We start from the raw sequence: 20326 nt of genomic DNA on the forward strand, positions 1-20326 counted from the left end.
TTTAACGAAAAAAAACAGATTTTATTCTTACGGATATCCAAGTAAGAACAGGGAATTGCTGTGCCTTCCCGTTAACAATGCAGCTTAATCAACCAACTATTAAAAACAAATAAAATGAAATACAACACACGAAATATAGGGATTATAGCACACGTCGATGCAGGAAAAACAACATTAACGGAACGATTGCTTTATTACACAGGAATGATTCATAAAATAGGCAATGTAGACGAAGGAAATACTACCATGGATAAAGATATCCAGGAGAAAAACCGCGGGATTACCATTTCTTCGGCTGCCATTTCTACCCAATGGAAAAAGGAGGATGATCTTTTCAGTATTAATATTATTGATACGCCGGGACACATTGATTTTGCTGTCGAAGTAGAGCGTTCTTTGCGGGTACTGGACAGTGTAGTAGCCGTCTTCTGTGCTTCTTCGGGAGTTCAGCCCCAAACGGAAAACGTATGGTTCCAGGCCGAAAAGCATGGGATTTCGAAGATCTGTTTCATCAATAAAATGGACAGGATCGGGGCCGATTTCTTTAGTGTAGTGAATGAAATCAGGACCAAGTTAAATGCTGTTCCTCTGGTTCTGCAAATTCCGATCGGTTCAGAGGACCGCTTCGAAGGCGTTATTGATCTGATTACACAGAAGGCGCTTTACTGGATTGATGAAAATGGGGAAACCATTGTAGAAAAAGAGATCCCTGAAAATTATCTGGCAGAGACAGGTGAATTCAGAGTAAAGTTAATGGAAACCCTGGCAGAATCGGATGATGTTTTCTTCGAGGCTTTCTTAGATGCAGAAAATACAGTAACTGAAAAAATGCTCGTTGATGCTGTAACCCGGACCTGCCAATCCGGATCTTTGGTTCCCGTGTTATGCGGTTCGGCTTTCAAGAACAAAGGGGTTCAGCCTTTGCTGGATGCGGTTGTGACTTATCTTCCGGCCCCGGATCAACTAGCCCGGATCAAAGCAAAAGATACCAAAACAGAAAGAACTGTCGAACTGGAAAGAAATGAGGAAGAAGTGTTTTCGGGATTGGTTTTCAAAGTGGTGATCGACAAACACATGGGCAAGCTGGCCATGCTGAGGATCTATTCGGGAAGCATACAGTCCGGTGATGCGGTACAGAATGTAAGAACAGGTGATAGCTTCCGGATTTCGAGGATCCTTCAGATACAGTCGGACAAAACTTTACCGGTAGAAAAAGGAAGAGCGGGCGATATTGTTGCATTAACGGGAATAAAAGATGCCAAAACCGGCGACTCCCTGTCATCTTTGGCATGTCCGGTCCTGCTTGAATCGATTACGATCCCGGATCCGGTGATCCGTGTTTCGATTGAGCCGAAAACGAATGCCGATGAAAAATCGTTCGGCATCGTACTGGCAAAAATTCAGGAAGAAGATCCTTCTTTGGTAGTGGAAAGAGACCGGCAAACCGGGGAAACTCTTCTGAGTGGCCTGGGAGAGCTGCATCTGGAAGTAACGCTGGAAAAAATCCGCCTCAACCACGGGATTGAAATCAATCAGGGAGAACCTAAGGTTTCTTACCGGGAAATTTTAACGGAAACCCGAAAGCACCGCGAAAAGCTCTCTAAGCAGAATGGCGGAAGCGGACAGTTTGCGGATATTACGTTTGAGATCGGTCCCCGCGAAAATAATGAGCCCGGCCTGGAATTTATTAACCGGATTAAAGGCGGTGTGATTCCGGGAGAATTCATCCCGTCCGTGGAAAAAGGATTCCGGGAAGCAATGGAAAACGGACCGATCGGTGGAAATCCGCTGGAAAGCATGAAAGTCGTGCTGCTGGACGGTTCGGCACACAGCAATGATTCAAATGCCCAGGATTTCGAGATTGCTGCAAAAGACGGTTTCCGAGCCATTGGAAATTCATGCAGGCCAAAATTAATGGAGCCTATCATGCAGGTAGAAATCCAGACCATTGAAGAATATACCGGTGTTGTGACAGCGGACCTCAACAAACGCAGAGGAATCATTACTTCTATTGATGATAAATCAGGAAGAAAGATCTTTACCGCCGAAGTTCCGCTGGCTTCTACTTTCGGATATATTTCCGATCTGAGAACCCTGGCGAGCGGCAGAGCTACGATCAGCATGAAATTTTCGCACTATGCTTTGGTGCCTGATTTCATCGCCAATACTTTAATAACCTAAAAAACGAGGGCTGTAAATTTATTTTGCAGTCCTTGTTGGGTTTTTATGGGTGAATGGTTATGGTGAATTGTCAATGGTGAATGGTGAATTTTTCTCCACGGATTTAAGATATTTATCGGAAAAGCGTACTGATTCACTCTTACAAATGGAATTTTTATACAAAATATAATCAGCTTCCAGCACCCATCTTCCGGCATCCAGCCTCTCACTTCTCCGGCATCACCTTATACGTCGGATCCTCCTGAATATTCACATCTATTACGGCTTCGGCATTTTTCAGCATTTTCCGGCAGTCTTCGCTGAGGTGTTTCAAATGCAATACTTTATTGTACTGAGTGTATCTTTTGGATAATTTATCCAATGCATCGATGGCGCTCATATCAACAATCCGGCTTTCCTTAAAATCGATTACGGTCTGCTCCGGATCATTCACGGGATCAAATTTATCGGTAAAGGCAGTAACTGAGCCAAAGAACAAGGGACCGAAAATCTCGTAATGTTTAATTCCGTTTTCGTCTATATGCTTTCTTGCGCGGATTCTTTTGGCATTATCCCAGGCAAAAACCAGAGCAGAAATCACTACCCCTACCAGAACGGCTAATGCCAGGTTATGTAACACTATCGTGACTAAAGCGACCGTCATTCCGACAAAAATATCGGATTTCGGCATTTTGTTGATAATGCTGATGGAAACCCACTGAAAGGTACTGATCGCTACCATCGTCATCACTCCTACCAACGCCGCCATCGGGATCTTTTCAATAAACGGGGCTCCCACCAAAATAATGATCAGGATGGTAACGGAAGCGATAATTCCCGAAAGCCTGGCTCTTGAACCGGCATTTAAATTCACAAGCGTTTGCGCCACCATGGCACAGCCGCCCATTCCTCCGAAGAATCCATTGGTGATGTTGGCTAAGCCCTGAGCTATTGATTCTTTATTGGCATTCCCTTTTGAGTTGGTGATTTCATCCACCATCGATAAAGTTAAAAGCGATTCGATTAGTCCTACCCCGGCCATAATCAGGGCGTAAGGAAAAATAATCTGTAACGTTTCCAGGGAAAAAGGAATTCCCGGAATATGAAAATGAGGCAGGCTTCCGCTGATGCTTGCGATATCGGATACGGTTTTGGTATTGATGCCAAATCCGACGACCACTGCAAAGACAATTATGATCGCGACCAGAGAGGCCGGAACCGCTATGGTAATTTTAGGGAAAAAGTAAACGATAGCAATCGTTAAAGCAACAAGTCCCGACATGATATATAAAGGCGACCCCTGAAGCCATCCCGTAATGCCATCGGCACCGGTAATTTTAAACTGTTCCACCTGCGCCATGAAAATAATAACGGCCAGACCATTCAGAAAACCGTACATTACGGGCTGCGGAATAAGGCGTACAAATTTCCCCCATTTAAAGATCCCGACGAGCATTTGGAGAACGCCTGCCAGCAGGACGGTAGCAAAGAGATATTCCACGCCGTGGGTTTTGATCAGAGCTATTAAGACAACAATGGTTGCTCCTGCACCACCGGAAACCATTCCGGGACGGCCTCCGAAAACTGCGGTAACGAGCCCCATCATAAAAGCGGCATATAATCCGGTAAGAGGAGAAAGCCCGGCAAGAATAGCAAAGGAAAGTGACTCGGGAATCATGGTCATGGCCACGGTAAGGCCCGCCAGCAATTCATTTTTGTAGTTGATTTTCTTTGAAAAGTCGAATAAAGCGATGGTATTTTTCATGCGCTGCAAAGGTAGGGGTAAGATTTATTCCGTACAATCTTTTCGATGATCACTCGTTATTTAATTATCTTTATATTGATAAGATATTTATTAATTTAAAACTTTGCAGGTTATTATTAAATTGTCGTTGACGGTATTCTTATTAGCAATATTAAATCTATTGCCAACCCTATGTGGGCTTATTATAAAAACTTTGTCAGTAACCTTTTAATTCTCTTAAGCTCGATTCATTGTATGCAAAGTGGAGCTAAGTGAAATATTCTAATCAGGCGAATTAAAAATTTGCTAAATAAGCATTGTGGCACCACATTTTTTTCACTAAATGAAGATAATTTTACATCATTTTTAACATTTTTTCACATTTAAATAAATTTCCTATTTATTTTTTTTGAGAAAATATATAATTTTTTTCTATATTTGAATTTGTAAAGAAACATAGTGCACGGAAAAAATTTAAGGAAGCATATCTTATTATCCATACTTTAAAAAAGTTGGAAAACGTATGTTTTTTTAGGGCAAATTAATGATGGATAGGAATGGAACTCGGATCATTGCCAAACAGAGTAACATGCAAATTTCTTTATGATTCAAAAATACAGATTGTTTCTGGCCGTTATTTTGGCAACTGAAATCTGATTTTGTTGTATTTATTACACTTCATAATTTTCCATCAACCTTTTTTAAAGCCAGCTAAAAGAAATGAAAATAACATAACCTTGCGGTTTAAAATTGAAATTTATAACACCTAGATTGATTAATAAATAATGTTGTACAAAGAAATACATATCGGAAAGTTCATTCAGGAAAGAGTTAATGAACTGGAAATGAGCTTAGAAAGAGTATGCAGCTTCCTGAAAAAAGATGAAGAGGCCGTTGAAAAAATGTTTGAAAGCAAATCTCTGGATACGGATCTTCTGTTGAGATGCTCGAAGTTACTGGAATATGATTTTTTCAGAATTTACAGTTCTCACCTGATCCTTTATTCTCCGCCTTCTGCAGTGGATAAGACGAAAAATCCAAAGTCCGATAAGATCCCTTATTTCAGGAAAAACATTTATACCCAGGAAATTAAGGATTTCATTATCGGAAAGATACAGTCCGGCGAAATGACGCACAGTGAGATTATTGAAGAATATTCGATTCCTAAAAGCACCCTGCACAGGTGGCTTCAAAAAATTTAAATTCTGAAAGAAAATGATGCGACCCAATTACACAAAGATTTATCGTGATATGCTGAAGGAAAGGAATCCGGAAAAACTGGAAGATCCTAAAGTACAGCGCCTTATAAAGAATTTAAAAACAACGGAAGATATTCTTAAGTTTAATGACCTGGTTTTCGAATCGTCTAAGGAAAGTTTGCGAAACAACCAGAAACTGAAGACTTATGATAAGAAAACCATGCTTAAGCTTCTTCAATATCAGGAAAAACACGGCCTTTCTACGAATTATATGTCTAAAAAATATAAGATAAGCAGAACGACCATCGCCAAATGGAAAAAAACTTTTGAAGAAGAATATCAGAAAATAACGTCTAAAAAATAACTGAGAGGTCTATACCTATAAGAAAATCCGGTGCATTTATTTTCACCGGATTTTTGTATAAAGGGAATGGGCGGGAAAAGAAAAACAGCGGGGCATCGTTGTGCCGGAATCGAACCGGATAGCCTTGCAGAAGTGATCTGCTGCGCTATTCTTCCCCTTCAAATGGTAACGAAGCATCTTTTCCCTACGACACTTTATGTTTAAAAAAACAAGGCAACATCCGAAAAGCGTATGTGCGTGCTCTAACCAACTGAGCTACTTTTCCTATTGAAATTTTGTGTTTTTGATTGTGGAAAAGGCGGGACTCGAACCCGCGACCCCGTCGTGATGAGCGAAGTAACACTATTCTACGGCACTTGTTTATTTGATGCAGATAAGGTAAAAAGCGGAAAAGGGATGCTCTTTTCAGAGCGTCGCTCTTACCCGTTTCCGGGCAGGGAGCGGGCAATTCTACATCTGCGGGAGACTTACGCTTTCTTACGAAAACTTTTGCCCGGTTGGTTTTCAACCCAACTTCACCAGTTCGGTCGCCCGAATTACGCTACCTTAGGACCGTTATATTTACGAAGTACCCTTTTTCTACGACACTTATCTGTAATTTTTAATTAAAAAGAGGCAACAGACGGGAAAACCTTTATATAAACCGTTCAGGTTTATTCTGGAGTCGAACCAACATCATAAGATTAACCGAAGTAGGTTTTCTCTGACGGCACTCTTTGGTTTATATCAGGGTAACTTTTCGTACAGACACTTACGGCTTACGTCCTACTCTTTAGACGACTGTTTTTCACAGGCAGGATCGGAACCTGCATCTTAAGCCTGGAACGAAGTATTTCTGTACTACGACACCCGATATGAATTTATATTGTAATAAGAGGCAAAAAGCGAAAAAGCAGACATGCACCTGATCCCTACTTTTATTCGGGAAATTGCACCTGTTCATAGATTTCTGAGGTCTATATTTTATCCGAAGTAAGCCTTTTCTACGGCACTCTTTTGTTTTTAAATCAAGGTAATAATGATAGAATCTTCCGTTCATCTGCTCTACCGGCTGAGCTACATCCCGCTTACAACAGGGATGGCAGGAATCGAACCTGCGACCCAATGGTTAAATATCGAAGTATGATTCTAAAACGACACTTAATTTTTATACTTTTTGTATATTTTTCTAAAATTACAAGGCAAAGAGTAATAAAAGCTGTCTTAAAAACGTCTAGCCACTCGACCACACCTTCCGGCGAAAGGATTTGAACCTTTGTAAAAATCGAAGTAACTTTTATTTACGGCACTTGTAAGTAATGGTAAACCGAGCAAAATTCAGGAAGAGGCTTTTTTCAATTTGGATTCGAAGGAACTCTTTCGTACGGCATCGGTTGTTTTAAGTTTTTATGGTTATTGTTTTAAAGTTGTTGCTTTAGTGCGCATTTTTTACGCCGTTGAATGTATTTAAAAAACCAAGTAACAGGTTATAAAAGTTTTTGAATTCAGTTCAAATTAAAAGTTTGACGATGGAACTCTTATGATAACGACATTGGTTTATTCAAACAGGGCGATGCAGCGAAAAGACTCTTATTCAAGTGGAAATCGAAGGAATTTTTTTCTTACGGCACCGGTTAGTTTTTTTAAGCAAGGTAAAAAGCAGACAGAGACTTATCGGCAGAGCGATACCCTTACGCCATTCCTTAAAGGAAACAGGATTCGAACCTGTATTGCTGCCCCCTGAAGTAACTCTGTTTTACGACACTTGCTTTTTTAAGTTTTCATGGTTGTTGTTATTTGTTGAAGCAAAATTATACGGTTAGTGCGCATTGTTTTTACGCAGTTGAAATTATTTTTATTTTTTTTATTTCAATCCGGAAATTATTTCTGAAATACCTTCTGCATCTTTAATGTTCATCCTGGTTAAAATATTCAAAATTTTATTCTTAAAGTGTATAGGATGACTTCTTACTCTTTCAAATCCATATTTTAATTCAGTTTCACTAATCCTCAAAACAGGTTTTATATCTATGGAATTGTCCAAACTTACTTCAGTATAATCTGAAAACAGGATTTCCTCATTTTCTTTTTTATAGAAAATCCAAGGATGTCCAATTTCCAGAATTTTCCATTCGTCTGAAGGATTTTTAAAAATTTTTTCCCATTCTGAAATATCCCTTAAATCTCCACAACATGTGGGTTTGATTAAGATTTTTTCATCCTTCATTAGAACAATACCTCCATTAAAAGGCACCATTATATTTTCAGGGCCTTCCATATCTGCTTGTTCTAAAAGCTCGATTAAAATAATTTGTAAATTTTCATCATCAATAGTTTCTGTGTCAATAAAACAAGAGCCTTTTTCGACGCTATCCAAATCCAAATTAAGCAATGTCTGAGACTTTATCCATGCCTGAAACCAATCTTCAGGACTTTGATGATCAGAAATTTCCGATATATCGAAGTCTTCTTTCGGATATTTTAAAGGAGAAACTTCGATGACATTAATAAACCGAATCATGGTTGCAAAATTTTTATTATTATAAATGGTGCCTGTTACAGCACCACTTTTTAATTATTTCCACCGGGTATTCCGGTATTTTTTCCAGTTTCTCTGAAACTTATACTGCTTTGCATTCACTGTTTCAATGCCGTGCGGAAAGCACCAGGAACACCCCATTTCTATTCCATATATAATCCGGGAAATTCGGACATTTGAGATTTTCTGTGGAAAATGAATTAATCCGTATTCATTAACTCCAAAAGCTTTTTTTAATGATTTACATTTTTTCATAAGTATTGAGTATTTAACTCAATACAATGCTCCTTTAAGAAATGGTTTATAATAATTCATGATTCCTTATTATTTGTAATTATAAAAATATTTTAAGTTCAGATCAATTTATCTAGTCATTTTACGTTGAAACAAAGAACCCAAAAGTTCAAGGCTTGAAAACTCCGGCTAAAAATTCTAAACTTGCGTAAATCTAATACTTGGTTTTCGTTTTTTACCATTGGGTCTTTCCTAGCCCCGATTGCAACGGCATCCTTTTTCTGCAAGGGCTTTAAAAAAAAGCGCCGGCGAAAAAGATACAGTGGAAAGCGGGATCAGGCTCCTGAAAAAATCTATGGTAGGCATACATCATTCATCACCCATTTAAAAGCAGTGCCTGTTACAGCACCACTTTTTTAATCATTTCCACGGCTGATTTCCGGTCTTCCAGGGCATTCAGGACATCGAAAATTTTATCGGACCAACCTGCGATCAGGTAAACGTCATTTTTTCTGACATCCAACGGCTGTTTTCCGTAGCCCGCCAGGTCAAAAATATAGAGTTTTGTCTCCGGATTGAATCTTTTATACTGATTCCAGGAATCTTCAAAAGAATTCCGCGTTACGTTGCTGTTCCACAGCTGGGTATCGGTGAAGAGCATTACTTTATTTACTTTTTCTCTTCTGTTCAGCAGATCTTCGATCACGAGGTAACCGTTGGTAGAGTATCCTACTTCACCTTCCCTTTTGTAGAAGGCATCCACATTTCTCAGAATTCCGTTTTTAGGCATCGGAACCCGTTTCCAGGTGTCACCGAACATTCCGGAGATGACGTTTTTGCACTGTGACTGCAGCATCATCGACATCAGCAGGCCAATATCGTACAACAGTACTTTGGATTTCGGAGAAACCGGCTGCTGCATCGATCCCGATACGTCGGCCGCAATAACCAAGGAAGTATCAAAACCAAAACCTTTGATGTTTTTGGCACTTACCGTCACCGCATCTTCTAATGCTGCAAGAACAGACGAAAGATAAGGTGAATCGATGGTTTTCAGTTCCCTGTACGCCGCCAGGAACCTGAACGGCAGCTGCTTTGAATTTCGTACCGCTTTTTCATCTGACAGATACCTGCATACTTTCTCCATCGCCTGAGAAGAAACATTTGCTTCCAGAATATTTCTCAGGTTCCTCAGGGTCGCCATATATCCCAGCTTGTTGCTGAAAACCAGTTCTTCCCATTTGTTTTTAAAAGCTGCTTTTCTTTCAGCCTCATCGGCAAATTTGGTTTGTCCCAAGACGGAAAGTTCTACTTCCCATGTATAAGGGGTTTCCAGCGAGTCGTTTACGATTTTATTGAAAATAGCCTGCTGGCTTTCATCTTTTGCTTTCGGGTGAACGAGAAACAGCGCATCTTTCAGGGTAACCTCCGCTTTCCTGTTGTATTTGGCAAACTGGTATTCGTCAAATTTATTGAAAGATTTTACCAAACCTTTCTGAATTTGCTTTGAAAGTTTATTCAGCTTTTTCAGATCCGTTCTTTCATTGGCCATCTGGTAATACGCCAGCAATTCGGTGATTTCATCCGCTCTCTGGATGACGCCGTCAACGGTTCTGCTTACGAGGTCGGTACCTGAAGCTTTCTTAGCCAATTCGGTCGTCAATACCAAAGGAATGGAACGCAAGTACATATTTTTTCTGGCATAAACCGCCAGTTTGGCTACGAATTCCGGATCGTTCTTCCGGATCAGGGATTGTATTCTGGCCAGCCTTTCATTTCCTTTTTCATAGGTGGTATTTGATAATCCTGTTGTTACAACAGCACTGTACAGCTCTTCTGCCGGCGTCATGGTATAGGCTTTGGCACCTTCGTAGTTCGTTACTACATTATCCGATTTTCTTAAAAAATTAAATTTCATGGTTACTGTTTTTTTGTTAAACATATCAGAGGATTATCAGTTCCTCCCTGATTTCTGATGCAAAGTAAGCGTGCATTTACGCAATCTTTTTGCGCAGTATAATTTTTTTTGAAAAAGTTTTTATTTTTTTTGATTTAACCACTAATGACACTAATCTTTTTGCGCGAATAACACAAATGATTGGAGACAACTTGTGTAACTAAAGAATATAATTTATCTATCATTCATTTTATATAAAGGGATTGAGGATTTAAAATTTTTGAAGATGCATTTTATAGCTTTGTTTCATTCAAATAATAGCAATGATTAAAGGATTATACGAAACCCACATTCAGGTAAGCGACCTGGAATATGCGATTGAATTTTATACCGTCGTTCTGGGATTGGAACTGGCGCACCGGGATGAAGCCCGCCCGATTGCCTTTTTATGGATCGGGAAAAACAAAGAATCCATGCTGGGATTGTGGGAACAGAAAGAAAATCTGCAGACGCGGCATTTTGCTTTTACCGTTGATCAGGAAGACCTTCTGAATCACTCTGTTGAATTTTTAAAAAATAAAGATCTGAAACCTTATAACTTCCTGGAAGACGGAAGCGAGAAGCCCATGGTTTTTGCCTGGATGCCTGCTCTGGCAGTCTATTTTAAAGATCCGGACGGAAACCAGCTGGAATTTATATCTATTCTGGAAGGTGAAGGGCGGCCGGAACTGGGAGTGGTTTCATATGAGGAGTGGCAGGAGAAAAATAAAAACAGATTTAAAATTTAAATTTGTTCCGGTTACTTACTTTTGATTTTATTAATCGGATTGGCATCCGATTCCAGTGTAAACCGTCCCTGCGTAACTCTTTTGATTTTAAAACAAGACAGGCTTTGCTTTCGCAAAACCCGCCTCTATAATAACAGTTACTAGTTTTTATTTTGTGAAGATCTCTTTCAGCTGAGAAACAATGTTGCTGTTTCCGGAAACGGTAATATCTCCAATTTTGTCGGCGATTTTTTCCATATATTCCATTTCCTTCAGTTTCCAGAGTACTTCGTTCTCTTCCATCAGCTTTGCCGTATTCAGCAGGCTTCTGGTAGACGCGGTTTCTTCCCGTCTCATAATGCTGTTGGCCTGGGCCTTTTTCTCTGCAATCAAAACCTGGTTCATGATGTCCTTCATTTCCCCTGTTAAGATTACATCTCTTATTCCCGCATCAGAAGCTTTCAAGCCCAATTCATCGGCCTTGCTGCCCAAATTTCCAAGAATTTCTTTTCCTACGGAATCTTTTTTCAACAGCAGTTCGTCCAATGTTAGAGCCCCGACGAATTCACGTAAAGCCAACTGCATCAGAATATATAATTGCTTATCATATTCTTTGTTCTCCATCAGTGCTTTCTGAATATTTGCCACCTGAAAACGTACATAAAAATTGATCCTGAGCATAGCTTTATCTTTGGTCAATAGTTCCTGACCGGCGATTTCCATCTGCTGCATCCTGGTATCAATCGATTTTACTTCTATGGAAGTTTCGTTGTTCCAGAAGTAATACGTTCCTGCCTCCAGAATTCTGTTTAACTTTCCGTCAATCAGCAAAAGACCTTTGTATTGATTGGTGATTACGAATTTTCTTATAAAATTTTTCAGTTTCATATTTTCCAGAATCGTTCTGGGAATCTTTTCTGTAATTTCCACTTTCGTTAAGTCTGCTTTCTGAAATTCCCTGTTTAAAATTCCTTTCCAGAAAGCATATTGCCCGACCTGCAGAACTTCTTTAAAAATTCCGTTTTCGTATACCAATACTATTTCCCCATCTTTTACCTCCACGACTTCGAGCATGGATTTCAGGTTTTCGTTTTTCAATAAGAGATTAAGATCGGCACCTGACTTGAACAAAGCTTTCATATCATACACCTCCACCGATTTATTTCCGAAAATCCAGAAACTGCCTTCTTTAAGAATATCGGTTAAGTTTCCGTTCCTGAAAACCAACCCCCGCTCATATGCTTTAATCTGTACATTTTTTATCATGACTATATTTTTAATGGTTATCATTTTAATTAAAAAGTAAATCCGGAATCTCTTCTTCCAAAAACGGCGGAAGAAAAGCCATTCTGAAAAATTCATAAATCTCAGCATCTTATTTTCGAAATCATTTCTCAATGTTCAGATTTTGGCCGTGTCCCTTGCCCTGGCTTAACCAACAACCCGGGTCGCTACGTTCACTGCTATCTTTTTTGCAGGCAAAAAAGGATATCCGTTATCATCGCTCACGGAGAAAACCGTCCTTTTTAGAAAACTCATTCAAGAATGATTGATCTTCGTATCTATTTCATTTTCAGAAAAATATCTTTTCTCACAGGCTTTTTCAAAATGTTGATTTGACAACTGAAAAAATCCCGGATTTTTTCCGAATATTTTTAATGAGAATATTCAAACTCGAAAAAAAAATAGATTTTGAGTCTATTTTCAACTACAGTTATTGTGTAGTACTCTAACCAACTGAGCTACCTCATCCGAAACGAGGGTGGGAGTCGAACCCACGCATAAAAATCTATTGTTCTACCATTTGAACTACATCCCCATTCAGGAGATAGAAGGACTCGAACCTTCAACCCATAGAGCCGTAAGATTTTTCTGGCTAAATCTCTGAAACCTTCAGGTCAAGCTGAACAGAACGAAATCATGTTCCTCAACAAATTCTTCTGCAATGGTGTTATCCAGAAACACTCAACAAGACCTGCCTGATATTTTGACTAAAATCCGTTTTTCAAAATTTTAGTGTTGTTTTGTTTTGATGATGCAAAGTAAGACAACCTGTGCGTAATGTTTTTGCGTAGTAAAAATTTTTATTTTTCCCGCCGGATGTTACCGTATTTCACCCTTTCAGGGCTTGGATTAACTGTGCTTTTTGATGACATCGGGCTATACCCGATGCTGGTGTATGTCGCCCTTTCAGGGCTGACGATTATTCCTTTTATTTAGACATCTCTTACGATCAGCTTTGCTTTTATTGAAAATCGTAAAAAAAACTCCCTTTAAAAAGAGAGTTCAATTATATCGATATATACATAAATTGCTCCATTGACAAAGTCACATTGTTATATCGTTACATTATTAGATTGCTACATTATTCCCAGTTTACCTTTTCAGGCACCAATGCAGAATTTTGGCAATATTCCTGGCGTCATCTATACCACGGTGGTGGGTACCCTCCAGCGTAAGGTTCAGTTCGCCCAGCGCACGGGCCATGCCGACACTTTTACGGACGGTCGGATGCAATTCCCCAAATAAGGTTTTCACATTGATGTGGTCGTCGTTCAACGGATAATCCACCCTGAACCTTTTGGCCTGGTTCTGAAGCATTTTCAGGTCGTAGTTTCCATAGCTGGCCCACGTCAGCTCTTCGGAATCGTATTCCGCTCTTAGGATATCCAGGGCATCTTCCAGTAAAATGCCTTCGTCATCAAGCATCTGCTGGGTAATGGAAGTCAGTTCCGTACAGAACGGGCTTACTTTTGAAAATTGAGGCTTTACCAAAATGCCTTCGCTACGTAAAACCTTACCGGTTGCGGCGTCCATAAGGCATACCCCGATTTCGATGATTTCACTTTCCTGACCTCTCGGCGGCCGGTCGTTCCAGCACGTTGCTTCAAGGTCTATAATTAATATGTTGTCTGTTGTTTTCATTTGTTTAAAATTTGATTGTTTAGCTGGAAGATGGATGATGGAAGCGGGATGTTCGTGTGTTTTAAAACTTCCCGTTTTTCATATCCTAGTTCCTCCAGATTGATTGGCTGGAAGATGGGTGATGGAAGCTGGATGTTTGAGTATGCTACACAACTTCCAGGTTACCATATCCAGATTCAGCTAGATTATTTGTTGAAACTGGAAGCCAAGCTGATGGATGAATGATTACTTTGAAAATCCGGTTTTTTTTAAACCAAATACCATACTGAATATCACATGAAAGGATGAGTGGGATAAATTAAATACCGTAAAAACTTCCAATATCCAACGTCTTACTTTCCTTTGCTGCTGAAGACTGGACCTCATTCCACACTGCTATAACTTCCAGCATCCATCACCCATCTTCCCACCTTTTATCTCAGCATTTCCCTTAAAATCCGGGCGGCATTATAGGCATCGTCGGCTCCGCTGTGGTGGTTGCCTTCGAAGTCCATGTTCAGGGCCTTCAGGGCTCTTTTCAGGCCCATTATTTTATAAAGGCCGTTGTAGGCTTTGAACTGATGCATGATGTTGATGTAATTTCCGGAAAAGGGGTTTTCGATGCCGAGGTAATCACACTGTTCCACGATCTGCTCTTTGTCAAAAGCTCCGAATCCGGCCCAGGCGATCGATGCAGGATGGTATTCTTCCCTGATCTTTTCACAGGCTTCCTCGAAATAGATTCCTCTTTCTTCGATCAGCTTCGGGGTAATCCCTGTAAGATCCGTGCAGAACCTGTTGATTTTGGATCTTTCCGGAATGACATAAATGCTCTGCTTTTTGGAAATTTCGCGGGTGGTCCTGTTCAGTTCGCAAATTCCTATTTCTATAATATCGGTTTTCTGGCCGGGTGGGATTTTATCGTATTCCCAACACGTCGCTTCCAGATCGATAACGATTATTTCGTTGGTTGTTTTCATTGTTGTATGTAAGGCCGGAGGATGGATGCGGGGTGAGGGATGTTTTTCTCTCACACCCGTTTTCCGACCTTTTTATAAATTGTTGTTTACTATTTTATGAATAATGCCGAAAGTTTTGCAGTATGCTGTAAGACCGGCATCAGTTCCATTTTAATTTCTAGCGGCAAACGGCGGAGTCCACTTTTTCCGGGCCATCACTGCTTTCACTTCTTCGTAGGAAACGGGATAGAAGTTATGGCAATCGACGCCCACATCAAAACTTAACGCCGCTTCATCATCCGGCAGTGTTCCTTGCGAATGACCGTAGAGCTGCCAAGTGCCACGATGGGAACCGTTCCAGGTCCGCATGGCGTAATGGAAAAGAATGATTTTCTGTTTGCCATTGCTGTTTTCAGGTTCATCGATCCTCAGCTCGTGATAATCCCGAATGGAATCAAATCTCTTCGGATAGGTTAAGGCCGCTCCTTCATGGTTGCCCTTAATCAGGTGGATATTTCCATTCAGACGGTCCAGAACTGCTCTGGTAAAATCAGGCTTGCCTAAGCTGATGTCTCCCAGGTGATAAACCGTATCTCCGGGACTTATTTTTTCATTCCATCTTCTGATAAGTTCTTCGTTCATCTGTTCCAGAGACTCAAAAGGTCTTTCGGAGAATCTGATGATATTTTCATGACCGAAATGATGGTCTGCTGTAAAAAATATATTGGGTTTCATTTTTTTTAATTGTTTTTTCTTATAAGTTTAATACTATTATTAGTCTCATTAGAATAAATTTTAAGAGTTTATTGCTCTAAAAACTTATACATTTTTAGGAGTCTAAGGTTTAATTAACATCCAAAGATCTTTCAGATCAGGAATGAATGTTGTTATCAGTGAAGAACTTTTTCCAAGATTTTCTTCCGCTTTCCATGATCCCCATTCGCCACGGGTTCTGTAAGGAATAACCTCTGCCCAGATCGCTTTGGAAGGATCAATAGCCAGTAAAGCGGCTACCGTATCATGAAGTGCTTTCTCTTTCATTTCTACTGCTTTCAAAAAAAGATCCAGCCCTTTATTATAGTTTCTGAACGGGATCAACATTTCCGCATCAATTTTAGTAAAAACCGCCGCATGGCAGACATTTTTACTGATCAAACGTCTTTCGGCTATCGGGATTGAAAACAGTTTTTCAGCAGCCAGAGGATTTCCGTTCAGATTAAAAGTTGCGCAGGTTGTTTTCCCGTCAAATTTTTCCAGCCGGTGTTCTTTCGGAACGACATTGTCCCCTGCAAAACCTCCTTGGCAAAACCAGCGGTCGAAGAAGATCCCGGTTTCAGATAAAGCATACGGGTTTGTAAGTGCTGCCCCTGTCAACAGCGTACTATCTGGAAACTGACGAAGAGTGTCGGTCATAATATCGACCGCAGAACCATCTGCTTCCGAATCTTTAAAACCTCCGACCCAATCCCGATGAAATCCTGAAACACGCTGGGCATCAGACTTAGGAGAACCGGCTCCGATACGAATATCTTCACGGTCCAGAATAGTAAGGATCTTTCTTACGAAACCGATCTGATCCGTCCCTCCCGGATGTACGGAAACACTTGCAAGATGGACCCTGGGATGCGTTGCTAAAATTGCAAGCGTCATGGCATCATCGGGATCCGCTGTTTCCATATCAAAATGAAAAGGTATTTTAAGTTGCATAATTCAATTTTTAGTTATTAGTTTCTGCTTTAAAATTGTTCTAATTAATCTTTGAACGCCTTGTAAAAAGCAGTTTCAATTTCAAGCCTGTCGTTTTCCGTATACCTTCTTGAAAAATGGACAGGAATGGCTTCTTTTACTTTACAAGCTTTCATAATCGATCCGGAAGCAGAAGCGAAACTGTGATGGTTCAATCTTGCAAATTCCTGATCTTCATCTTTATAAAAGGTTTCGATGTACACCAGATCCGCGCCGCTGAAAACCGTCTTTATTTTTTCATAGTTGCCTTCCTCTGCCGCATGATCCATGATCACACCGAGTTTATAACCCTCATTCCGGGTCAGCAGATGGAATAATTCCGAAGCTTTGTAAACCGTTCCTTCTATTTCAATCGCTTTATTGGTTTCATTCTTTTCAAAAGCATTCTTCAGTTCGCTGATCCATTTTCCTTTTTTGAATTCAGAAACGTTTTCATTAAAACTCACTGAATCTTTTCCCTTAAATAGGTAAGCAATGGAATCCGTTTTATGATCCAGAATAGCGAAATCGACTGTTACATATTCATCTTCAAAAAGAAAATCCTGTGTTTTTACCTCTTCAAGATTCCAATGCGGCGGACGGATTTTATACACGTTAATTTCTTCGGGTGAAACGATTTCGCGGATTTCATATTCGATGGCGTTTTCGTCGATCAGGTTCCAAGTGTAGGATTTTAACCTTGCTTCAATTTGTTGATGAATATTTTCCGGTCCGCAGATCACCACTTTTTCCCCGCTTCCGATCTGGTGTCTGAAAATGCCGTCAAAGTTTGAAAAATGGTCAATGTGGGTATGACTGATAAATACCGCCGATACCGATTGCACTTCTTTTACCGTCAACAAACTCGCTTCACCACAATCGCACAGATAATGCTTTGCTGAATTCGGGACTTTTATTAATATGCTGATGTCTTCTTTAAAAAGACTTTTTATTTCTGCCTGTAACATTTTTTCTAATTTTTAATAACCATAAAGATGTAAATATAGCTTATGATTCCACAGGAATCTAAACGTAATTTTTTCTCTAGACTTTGCCTGGATTCATACGGAATGACAAACAGCTGTCTAATCATCTTACTTTTAAGGTTAAGTTTAACACATAAAAAGTTCCGATAAAATATTTACCGAAACTCAGTTTTATTTAAAAACGGGTTCTTTAGCCGTTTTTCTACGGATCCCGAAGTCGGACTTCCTGATCTTACACATCCGGCCGTCAGCAGTATGATGGAAAACAATACCCTTCCATGTTATTTTCCAGATTGCTTAAAAAGCTTTTGATCCATTCGAAATCCAGTCTTTCCAGATTCAGAATTTCACTTCCGTGCTTTACCAGCAAATGACCTATGATATTTTCAGGATTTCCCTGTACTTTCTCACCGATCAGTTCGTAGGTACCATCTTCTACTTTGCCTGATTCAGCCAAAGCATGGAAACCTTCCCAAAAGTATACGTCTTCTTTTCCGGCAGGATGACAAGCTACCCAATGCGGGTGATGCCCTGTCACCGGATCTGCTTCCTGACACGGGATTGCGCCTTCCGGAGCTGTTTTTCCTCTTTTGGCATCGTATCTTTTGAACAGCTTACCGTTGATGACCGCGCAGGCGGAACCGTCAAACTTCTGCGTAGCGACAGCCTCCCCATTGAGAACCCAATGGTTCTCCGGATTGATTTCGTTAACTACCCTTCCCAAGTTTTTTATATCTTTCTTAAATAATGTACTTATCTTTTTCATGTTGATCACTTTAATGGTTATCTTTTCAGTTTCATCACTTCCGGTATAGACCGGATCAGCAGTTTTCTGCCTTCGGATTGATCAGCTCTTCTTTCACCACATCAATGACCAAAGTATTCAGCTTCTTGTTGATCTTTTTCTGTTCTTCTTTTTCAATATGATTGAACGCATCCGGAAAATCTTTTCCGAAATCCTCCAGGATATCCTGTGCAAAAAGACCGATGATCTTCCCTGCCATTTGAGGCTCGAATTCGCCGGTTTTGCTTACGACGTTATTCAGTCTGTTGACGGTCGCATATTGCTGAAGCTCATCCCAGATGTGCTGTGCTTTTTCGCTGAAACGGATCTGCTTCTGAACTTTTTTCTCCTGCTTTCGTACCACTTTGGATTTTTCAATCCACTTTTCATTCTTGTTTTTCAGGATAACCCTTGCTCCGTTTCCAAAATATCTGGTTTTTAGAGTTTTCACAATCGTTCCTTCGCACATATTATGTTCTATTTCTGGTAATCCCAGCCATGCAGGAATTCTGGAATTGAAAACATTCGGAAAATTCAGAGCATCTTCCAGCGTTCCCTGAAAAAGGGTTTTGGCGTAGAAAAATCCGGTTTCCTCAAAAATCCCGTTGATCATCTCCGTATCCAGATAGGTGGTTCCGTTCAGCTTGATGTCGAAGGCGTAAAACTCGTTATGAGGAGCATATTCAATGCCTTTCTGCACCTTTACCGCATCCGGTACGGGCTCTACTGCTTTATGCTTGTAACCTCCGCCGAACAGTTCCCCGTAGATGACTATGGTTTCAATATCGGGATACAGGTCTTTCACTTTTCCAAATGCTTCGATGACCTTTTCCCTGTAGCGTTCCAGCACCTGATGGGCGTTGAAAAACTTTTCTTCCTTTTCAATGAAAGCAGTCCTTTTGGCGATCCTGATTTCCTTTCCGTCGGTAAAGAAAGAGAAATTGGCCCCATGAACCTTTTCCTGCACGATGAAAACCTCATCCCCAAAGCCCTGAATCCTGATCTGATCAATCACGCGGGCCTGGTAAGCATTTTCTATCGAGTTATATGTTTTGAAAATCATTTTTTTAATATTTTATTTATTATTACCTACAACCTGTTAGGTTTTATTGCTGTCTGAAAAAAATAGATAACCTAAGCAGTCAAAAACTCAAATCGCTTCTTTTTCATTCTTCTCCATTTGGGCAAGGTGTCTTGAGGCATGAAGCGAGAGGAAATAGATGTATTCATACACATTAATTTTTCCCAATTCATTTACCGTCATCATCGTTTTGCATAAGAGTCCTTCGCCGTTTTTCATCCGGTCCAGATAAATCAGACATTGTTTATACTGCATAGAAATTAAACTTCTGATTTCGTGCAATGCCAAATCCCCTTTAGGCTCCATATGTTCCGGCCTAATCCATTCAAAAGCACCGTACTCTTCTATTTTTTCAAACTTTTCTTTAGCAAAGCTGTATTTTTTTATTTCACTATCTAAATCGAGCCGGAGATTATTCCGAAGGGCTTTCTTTGAGCCTTTTTCTATAAGGATTAGCAGGTAGAAGTTCGTCAGATAAATATGCTCCAGAATCTGCTGAACCGTCCAGCCTCCGTTTGAAGGCTGATAGGCCAGCGTTTTTTTATCTTTATCAAACCATCTGTCGACCTTGTCAAAACTGAGCTGCAGATGGATTTTTATTTCCTGTATACATCTAAAAATATCCATTATTATTTTTAAAATTGTTTAAAAGGCTTTCAATATTCTGTTTCCCCACCGGATTCATGGAATGACAATAATATTCCGGCAGCGCCAGGTAACGATCCATACAGTATTCGATCAACCATTTGGCACAATCGTAACCTGTTTTTTCAACAAATTTTCCACCGTCTGTTTCCAAATAATGTTCATCAGCAAGGTCATGATCAAAAGAGATCATTTCCGGAAGGCCTTTTTCCAGAATCCTGTCGACAAACGCCTGATAATTGCGGACAATATGCCAGTCCTCTCTTTGGAAAATCTCCTGTTTCGTATATCGATAAGCGTCTTTCGGACGCCTGATGTCATCAAGAAACAGTAATCTTTTTGTCAATTCCATTGCTTTA

The 20326-nt window shown here is 40.1% G+C and carries 17 protein-coding genes; 4 read left to right on the forward strand and 13 right to left on the reverse strand.

Translation table 11 applies throughout. The annotated features are described in order from the left end of the window. The first annotated feature begins 114 nt into the window (after positions 1 to 114). Positions 115 to 2181: an elongation factor G gene (gene fusA, locus QE422_RS18160; protein ID WP_307461524.1), complete on the forward strand. Its 2067-nt coding sequence runs from the start codon at positions 115 to 117 to the stop codon at positions 2179 to 2181. 205 nt (positions 2182 to 2386) lie between these two features. On the opposite strand, the gene QE422_RS18165 is transcribed toward fusA, so the two are convergent. Beyond that, positions 2387 to 3925 (reverse strand): SulP family inorganic anion transporter, encoded by a 1539-nt coding sequence (locus tag QE422_RS18165; protein WP_307461526.1) that lies wholly within the window; start codon positions 3923 to 3925, stop codon positions 2387 to 2389. A gap of 764 nt (positions 3926 to 4689) precedes the next feature. On the opposite strand from QE422_RS18165, the gene QE422_RS18170 reads away from it, so the two are divergent. Next, on the forward strand, positions 4690 to 5106 hold the full coding sequence (locus QE422_RS18170; protein ID WP_307461527.1) for a transposase: 417 nt from the start codon (positions 4690 to 4692) through the stop codon (positions 5104 to 5106). 13 nt (positions 5107 to 5119) lie between these two features. After that, complete coding sequence (locus QE422_RS18175) at positions 5120 to 5467, forward strand: helix-turn-helix domain-containing protein (RefSeq protein WP_307461529.1); 348 nt, start codon at positions 5120 to 5122, stop codon at positions 5465 to 5467. A gap of 1843 nt (positions 5468 to 7310) precedes the next feature. On the opposite strand, the gene QE422_RS18180 is transcribed toward QE422_RS18175, so the two are convergent. Both QE422_RS18180 and QE422_RS18185 read right to left on the reverse strand, forming a co-directional pair. Then, positions 7311 to 7967, reverse strand: coding sequence for a hypothetical protein (locus tag QE422_RS18180; protein ID WP_307461530.1), 657 nt, complete (start codon positions 7965 to 7967; stop codon positions 7311 to 7313). 652 nt (positions 7968 to 8619) lie between these two features. Beyond that, positions 8620 to 10137 carry a TROVE domain-containing protein gene (locus tag QE422_RS18185; protein WP_307461532.1) on the reverse strand — a complete coding sequence of 506 codons (1518 nt, stop codon included), beginning with the start codon at positions 10135 to 10137 and terminating at the stop codon, positions 8620 to 8622. Positions 10138 to 10439: 302 nt separating this feature from the next. On the opposite strand from QE422_RS18185, the gene QE422_RS18190 reads away from it, so the two are divergent. Beyond that, positions 10440 to 10904 carry a VOC family protein gene (locus tag QE422_RS18190; RefSeq protein ID WP_307461534.1) on the forward strand — a complete coding sequence of 155 codons (465 nt, stop codon included), beginning with the start codon at positions 10440 to 10442 and terminating at the stop codon, positions 10902 to 10904. Between the two features lie 147 nt (positions 10905 to 11051). Here the strand turns inward: QE422_RS18190 and QE422_RS18195 are convergent, their stop codons facing one another. From QE422_RS18195 to QE422_RS18240, 10 genes are all read right to left on the reverse strand, one after another. Next, on the reverse strand, positions 11052 to 12149 hold the full coding sequence (locus tag QE422_RS18195) for a slipin family protein (RefSeq protein WP_307461536.1): 1098 nt from the start codon (positions 12147 to 12149) through the stop codon (positions 11052 to 11054). A 1110-nt stretch (positions 12150 to 13259) separates the two neighbouring features. Next, the gene (locus QE422_RS18200) at positions 13260 to 13808 is read right to left on the reverse strand and encodes a 3'-5' exonuclease (RefSeq protein WP_307461538.1); all 549 of its coding nucleotides are present in this window, start codon (positions 13806 to 13808) and stop codon (positions 13260 to 13262) included. 413 nt (positions 13809 to 14221) lie between these two features. After that, on the reverse strand, positions 14222 to 14767 hold the full coding sequence (locus tag QE422_RS18205) for a 3'-5' exonuclease (RefSeq protein ID WP_307461540.1): 546 nt from the start codon (positions 14765 to 14767) through the stop codon (positions 14222 to 14224). Between the two features lie 150 nt (positions 14768 to 14917). Then, positions 14918 to 15481: a metallophosphoesterase gene (locus QE422_RS18210; protein ID WP_307461542.1), complete on the reverse strand. Its 564-nt coding sequence runs from the start codon at positions 15479 to 15481 to the stop codon at positions 14918 to 14920. 102 nt (positions 15482 to 15583) lie between these two features. Continuing rightward, positions 15584 to 16453, reverse strand: a complete 870-nt coding sequence (locus QE422_RS18215; RefSeq protein ID WP_307461543.1) for a nucleoside hydrolase — start codon at positions 16451 to 16453, stop codon at positions 15584 to 15586. 44 nt (positions 16454 to 16497) lie between these two features. Next, the gene (locus tag QE422_RS18220; protein ID WP_307461545.1) at positions 16498 to 17439 is read right to left on the reverse strand and encodes an MBL fold metallo-hydrolase; all 942 of its coding nucleotides are present in this window, start codon (positions 17437 to 17439) and stop codon (positions 16498 to 16500) included. A 265-nt stretch (positions 17440 to 17704) separates the two neighbouring features. Next, positions 17705 to 18223 carry a hypothetical protein gene (locus QE422_RS18225; protein ID WP_307461546.1) on the reverse strand — a complete coding sequence of 173 codons (519 nt, stop codon included), beginning with the start codon at positions 18221 to 18223 and terminating at the stop codon, positions 17705 to 17707. 55 nt (positions 18224 to 18278) lie between these two features. Further along, positions 18279 to 19304 carry an RNA ligase, Rnl2 family gene (locus QE422_RS18230; protein ID WP_307461548.1) on the reverse strand — a complete coding sequence of 342 codons (1026 nt, stop codon included), beginning with the start codon at positions 19302 to 19304 and terminating at the stop codon, positions 18279 to 18281. An 87-nt stretch (positions 19305 to 19391) separates the two neighbouring features. Then, positions 19392 to 19949 (reverse strand): DinB family protein, encoded by a 558-nt coding sequence (locus QE422_RS18235; protein ID WP_307461549.1) that lies wholly within the window; start codon positions 19947 to 19949, stop codon positions 19392 to 19394. Continuing rightward, positions 19936 to 20319, reverse strand: a complete 384-nt coding sequence (locus QE422_RS18240; RefSeq protein WP_307461551.1) for a cyclic-phosphate processing receiver domain-containing protein — start codon at positions 20317 to 20319, stop codon at positions 19936 to 19938. The genes QE422_RS18235 and QE422_RS18240 overlap by 14 nt, the downstream gene beginning before the upstream one ends. Positions 20320 to 20326: the final 7 nt, after the last annotated feature.

Source organism: Chryseobacterium sp. SORGH_AS_0447, assembly GCF_030818695.1.
Taxonomy (GTDB): domain Bacteria; phylum Bacteroidota; class Bacteroidia; order Flavobacteriales; family Weeksellaceae; genus Chryseobacterium.

What these genes read in the sequence shown, in the direction of transcription:
- QE422_RS18165 (WP_307461526.1), bottom strand. Translation starts at nt 3,925, where the DNA reads ATGAAAAATACCATCGCTTTATTCGACTTTTCAAAGAAAATCAACTAC.
- fusA (WP_307461524.1), top strand. Translation starts at nt 115, where the DNA reads ATGAAATACAACACACGAAATATAGGGATTATAGCACACGTCGATGCA.
- QE422_RS18210 (WP_307461542.1), bottom strand. Translation starts at nt 15,481, where the DNA reads ATGAAACCCAATATATTTTTTACAGCAGACCATCATTTCGGTCATGAA.
- QE422_RS18240 (WP_307461551.1), bottom strand. Translation starts at nt 20,319, where the DNA reads ATGGAATTGACAAAAAGATTACTGTTTCTTGATGACATCAGGCGTCCG.
- QE422_RS18170 (WP_307461527.1), top strand. Translation starts at nt 4,690, where the DNA reads ATGTTGTACAAAGAAATACATATCGGAAAGTTCATTCAGGAAAGAGTT.
- QE422_RS18200 (WP_307461538.1), bottom strand. Translation starts at nt 13,808, where the DNA reads ATGAAAACAACAGACAACATATTAATTATAGACCTTGAAGCAACGTGC.
- QE422_RS18225 (WP_307461546.1), bottom strand. Translation starts at nt 18,223, where the DNA reads ATGAAAAAGATAAGTACATTATTTAAGAAAGATATAAAAAACTTGGGA.
- QE422_RS18175 (WP_307461529.1), top strand. Translation starts at nt 5,120, where the DNA reads ATGATGCGACCCAATTACACAAAGATTTATCGTGATATGCTGAAGGAA.
- QE422_RS18230 (WP_307461548.1), bottom strand. Translation starts at nt 19,304, where the DNA reads ATGATTTTCAAAACATATAACTCGATAGAAAATGCTTACCAGGCCCGC.
- QE422_RS18195 (WP_307461536.1), bottom strand. Translation starts at nt 12,149, where the DNA reads ATGATAAAAAATGTACAGATTAAAGCATATGAGCGGGGGTTGGTTTTC.
- QE422_RS18205 (WP_307461540.1), bottom strand. Translation starts at nt 14,767, where the DNA reads ATGAAAACAACCAACGAAATAATCGTTATCGATCTGGAAGCGACGTGT.
- QE422_RS18185 (WP_307461532.1), bottom strand. Translation starts at nt 10,137, where the DNA reads ATGAAATTTAATTTTTTAAGAAAATCGGATAATGTAGTAACGAACTAC.
- QE422_RS18220 (WP_307461545.1), bottom strand. Translation starts at nt 17,439, where the DNA reads ATGTTACAGGCAGAAATAAAAAGTCTTTTTAAAGAAGACATCAGCATA.
- QE422_RS18180 (WP_307461530.1), bottom strand. Translation starts at nt 7,967, where the DNA reads ATGATTCGGTTTATTAATGTCATCGAAGTTTCTCCTTTAAAATATCCG.
- QE422_RS18190 (WP_307461534.1), top strand. Translation starts at nt 10,440, where the DNA reads ATGATTAAAGGATTATACGAAACCCACATTCAGGTAAGCGACCTGGAA.
- QE422_RS18215 (WP_307461543.1), bottom strand. Translation starts at nt 16,453, where the DNA reads ATGCAACTTAAAATACCTTTTCATTTTGATATGGAAACAGCGGATCCC.
- QE422_RS18235 (WP_307461549.1), bottom strand. Translation starts at nt 19,949, where the DNA reads ATGGATATTTTTAGATGTATACAGGAAATAAAAATCCATCTGCAGCTC.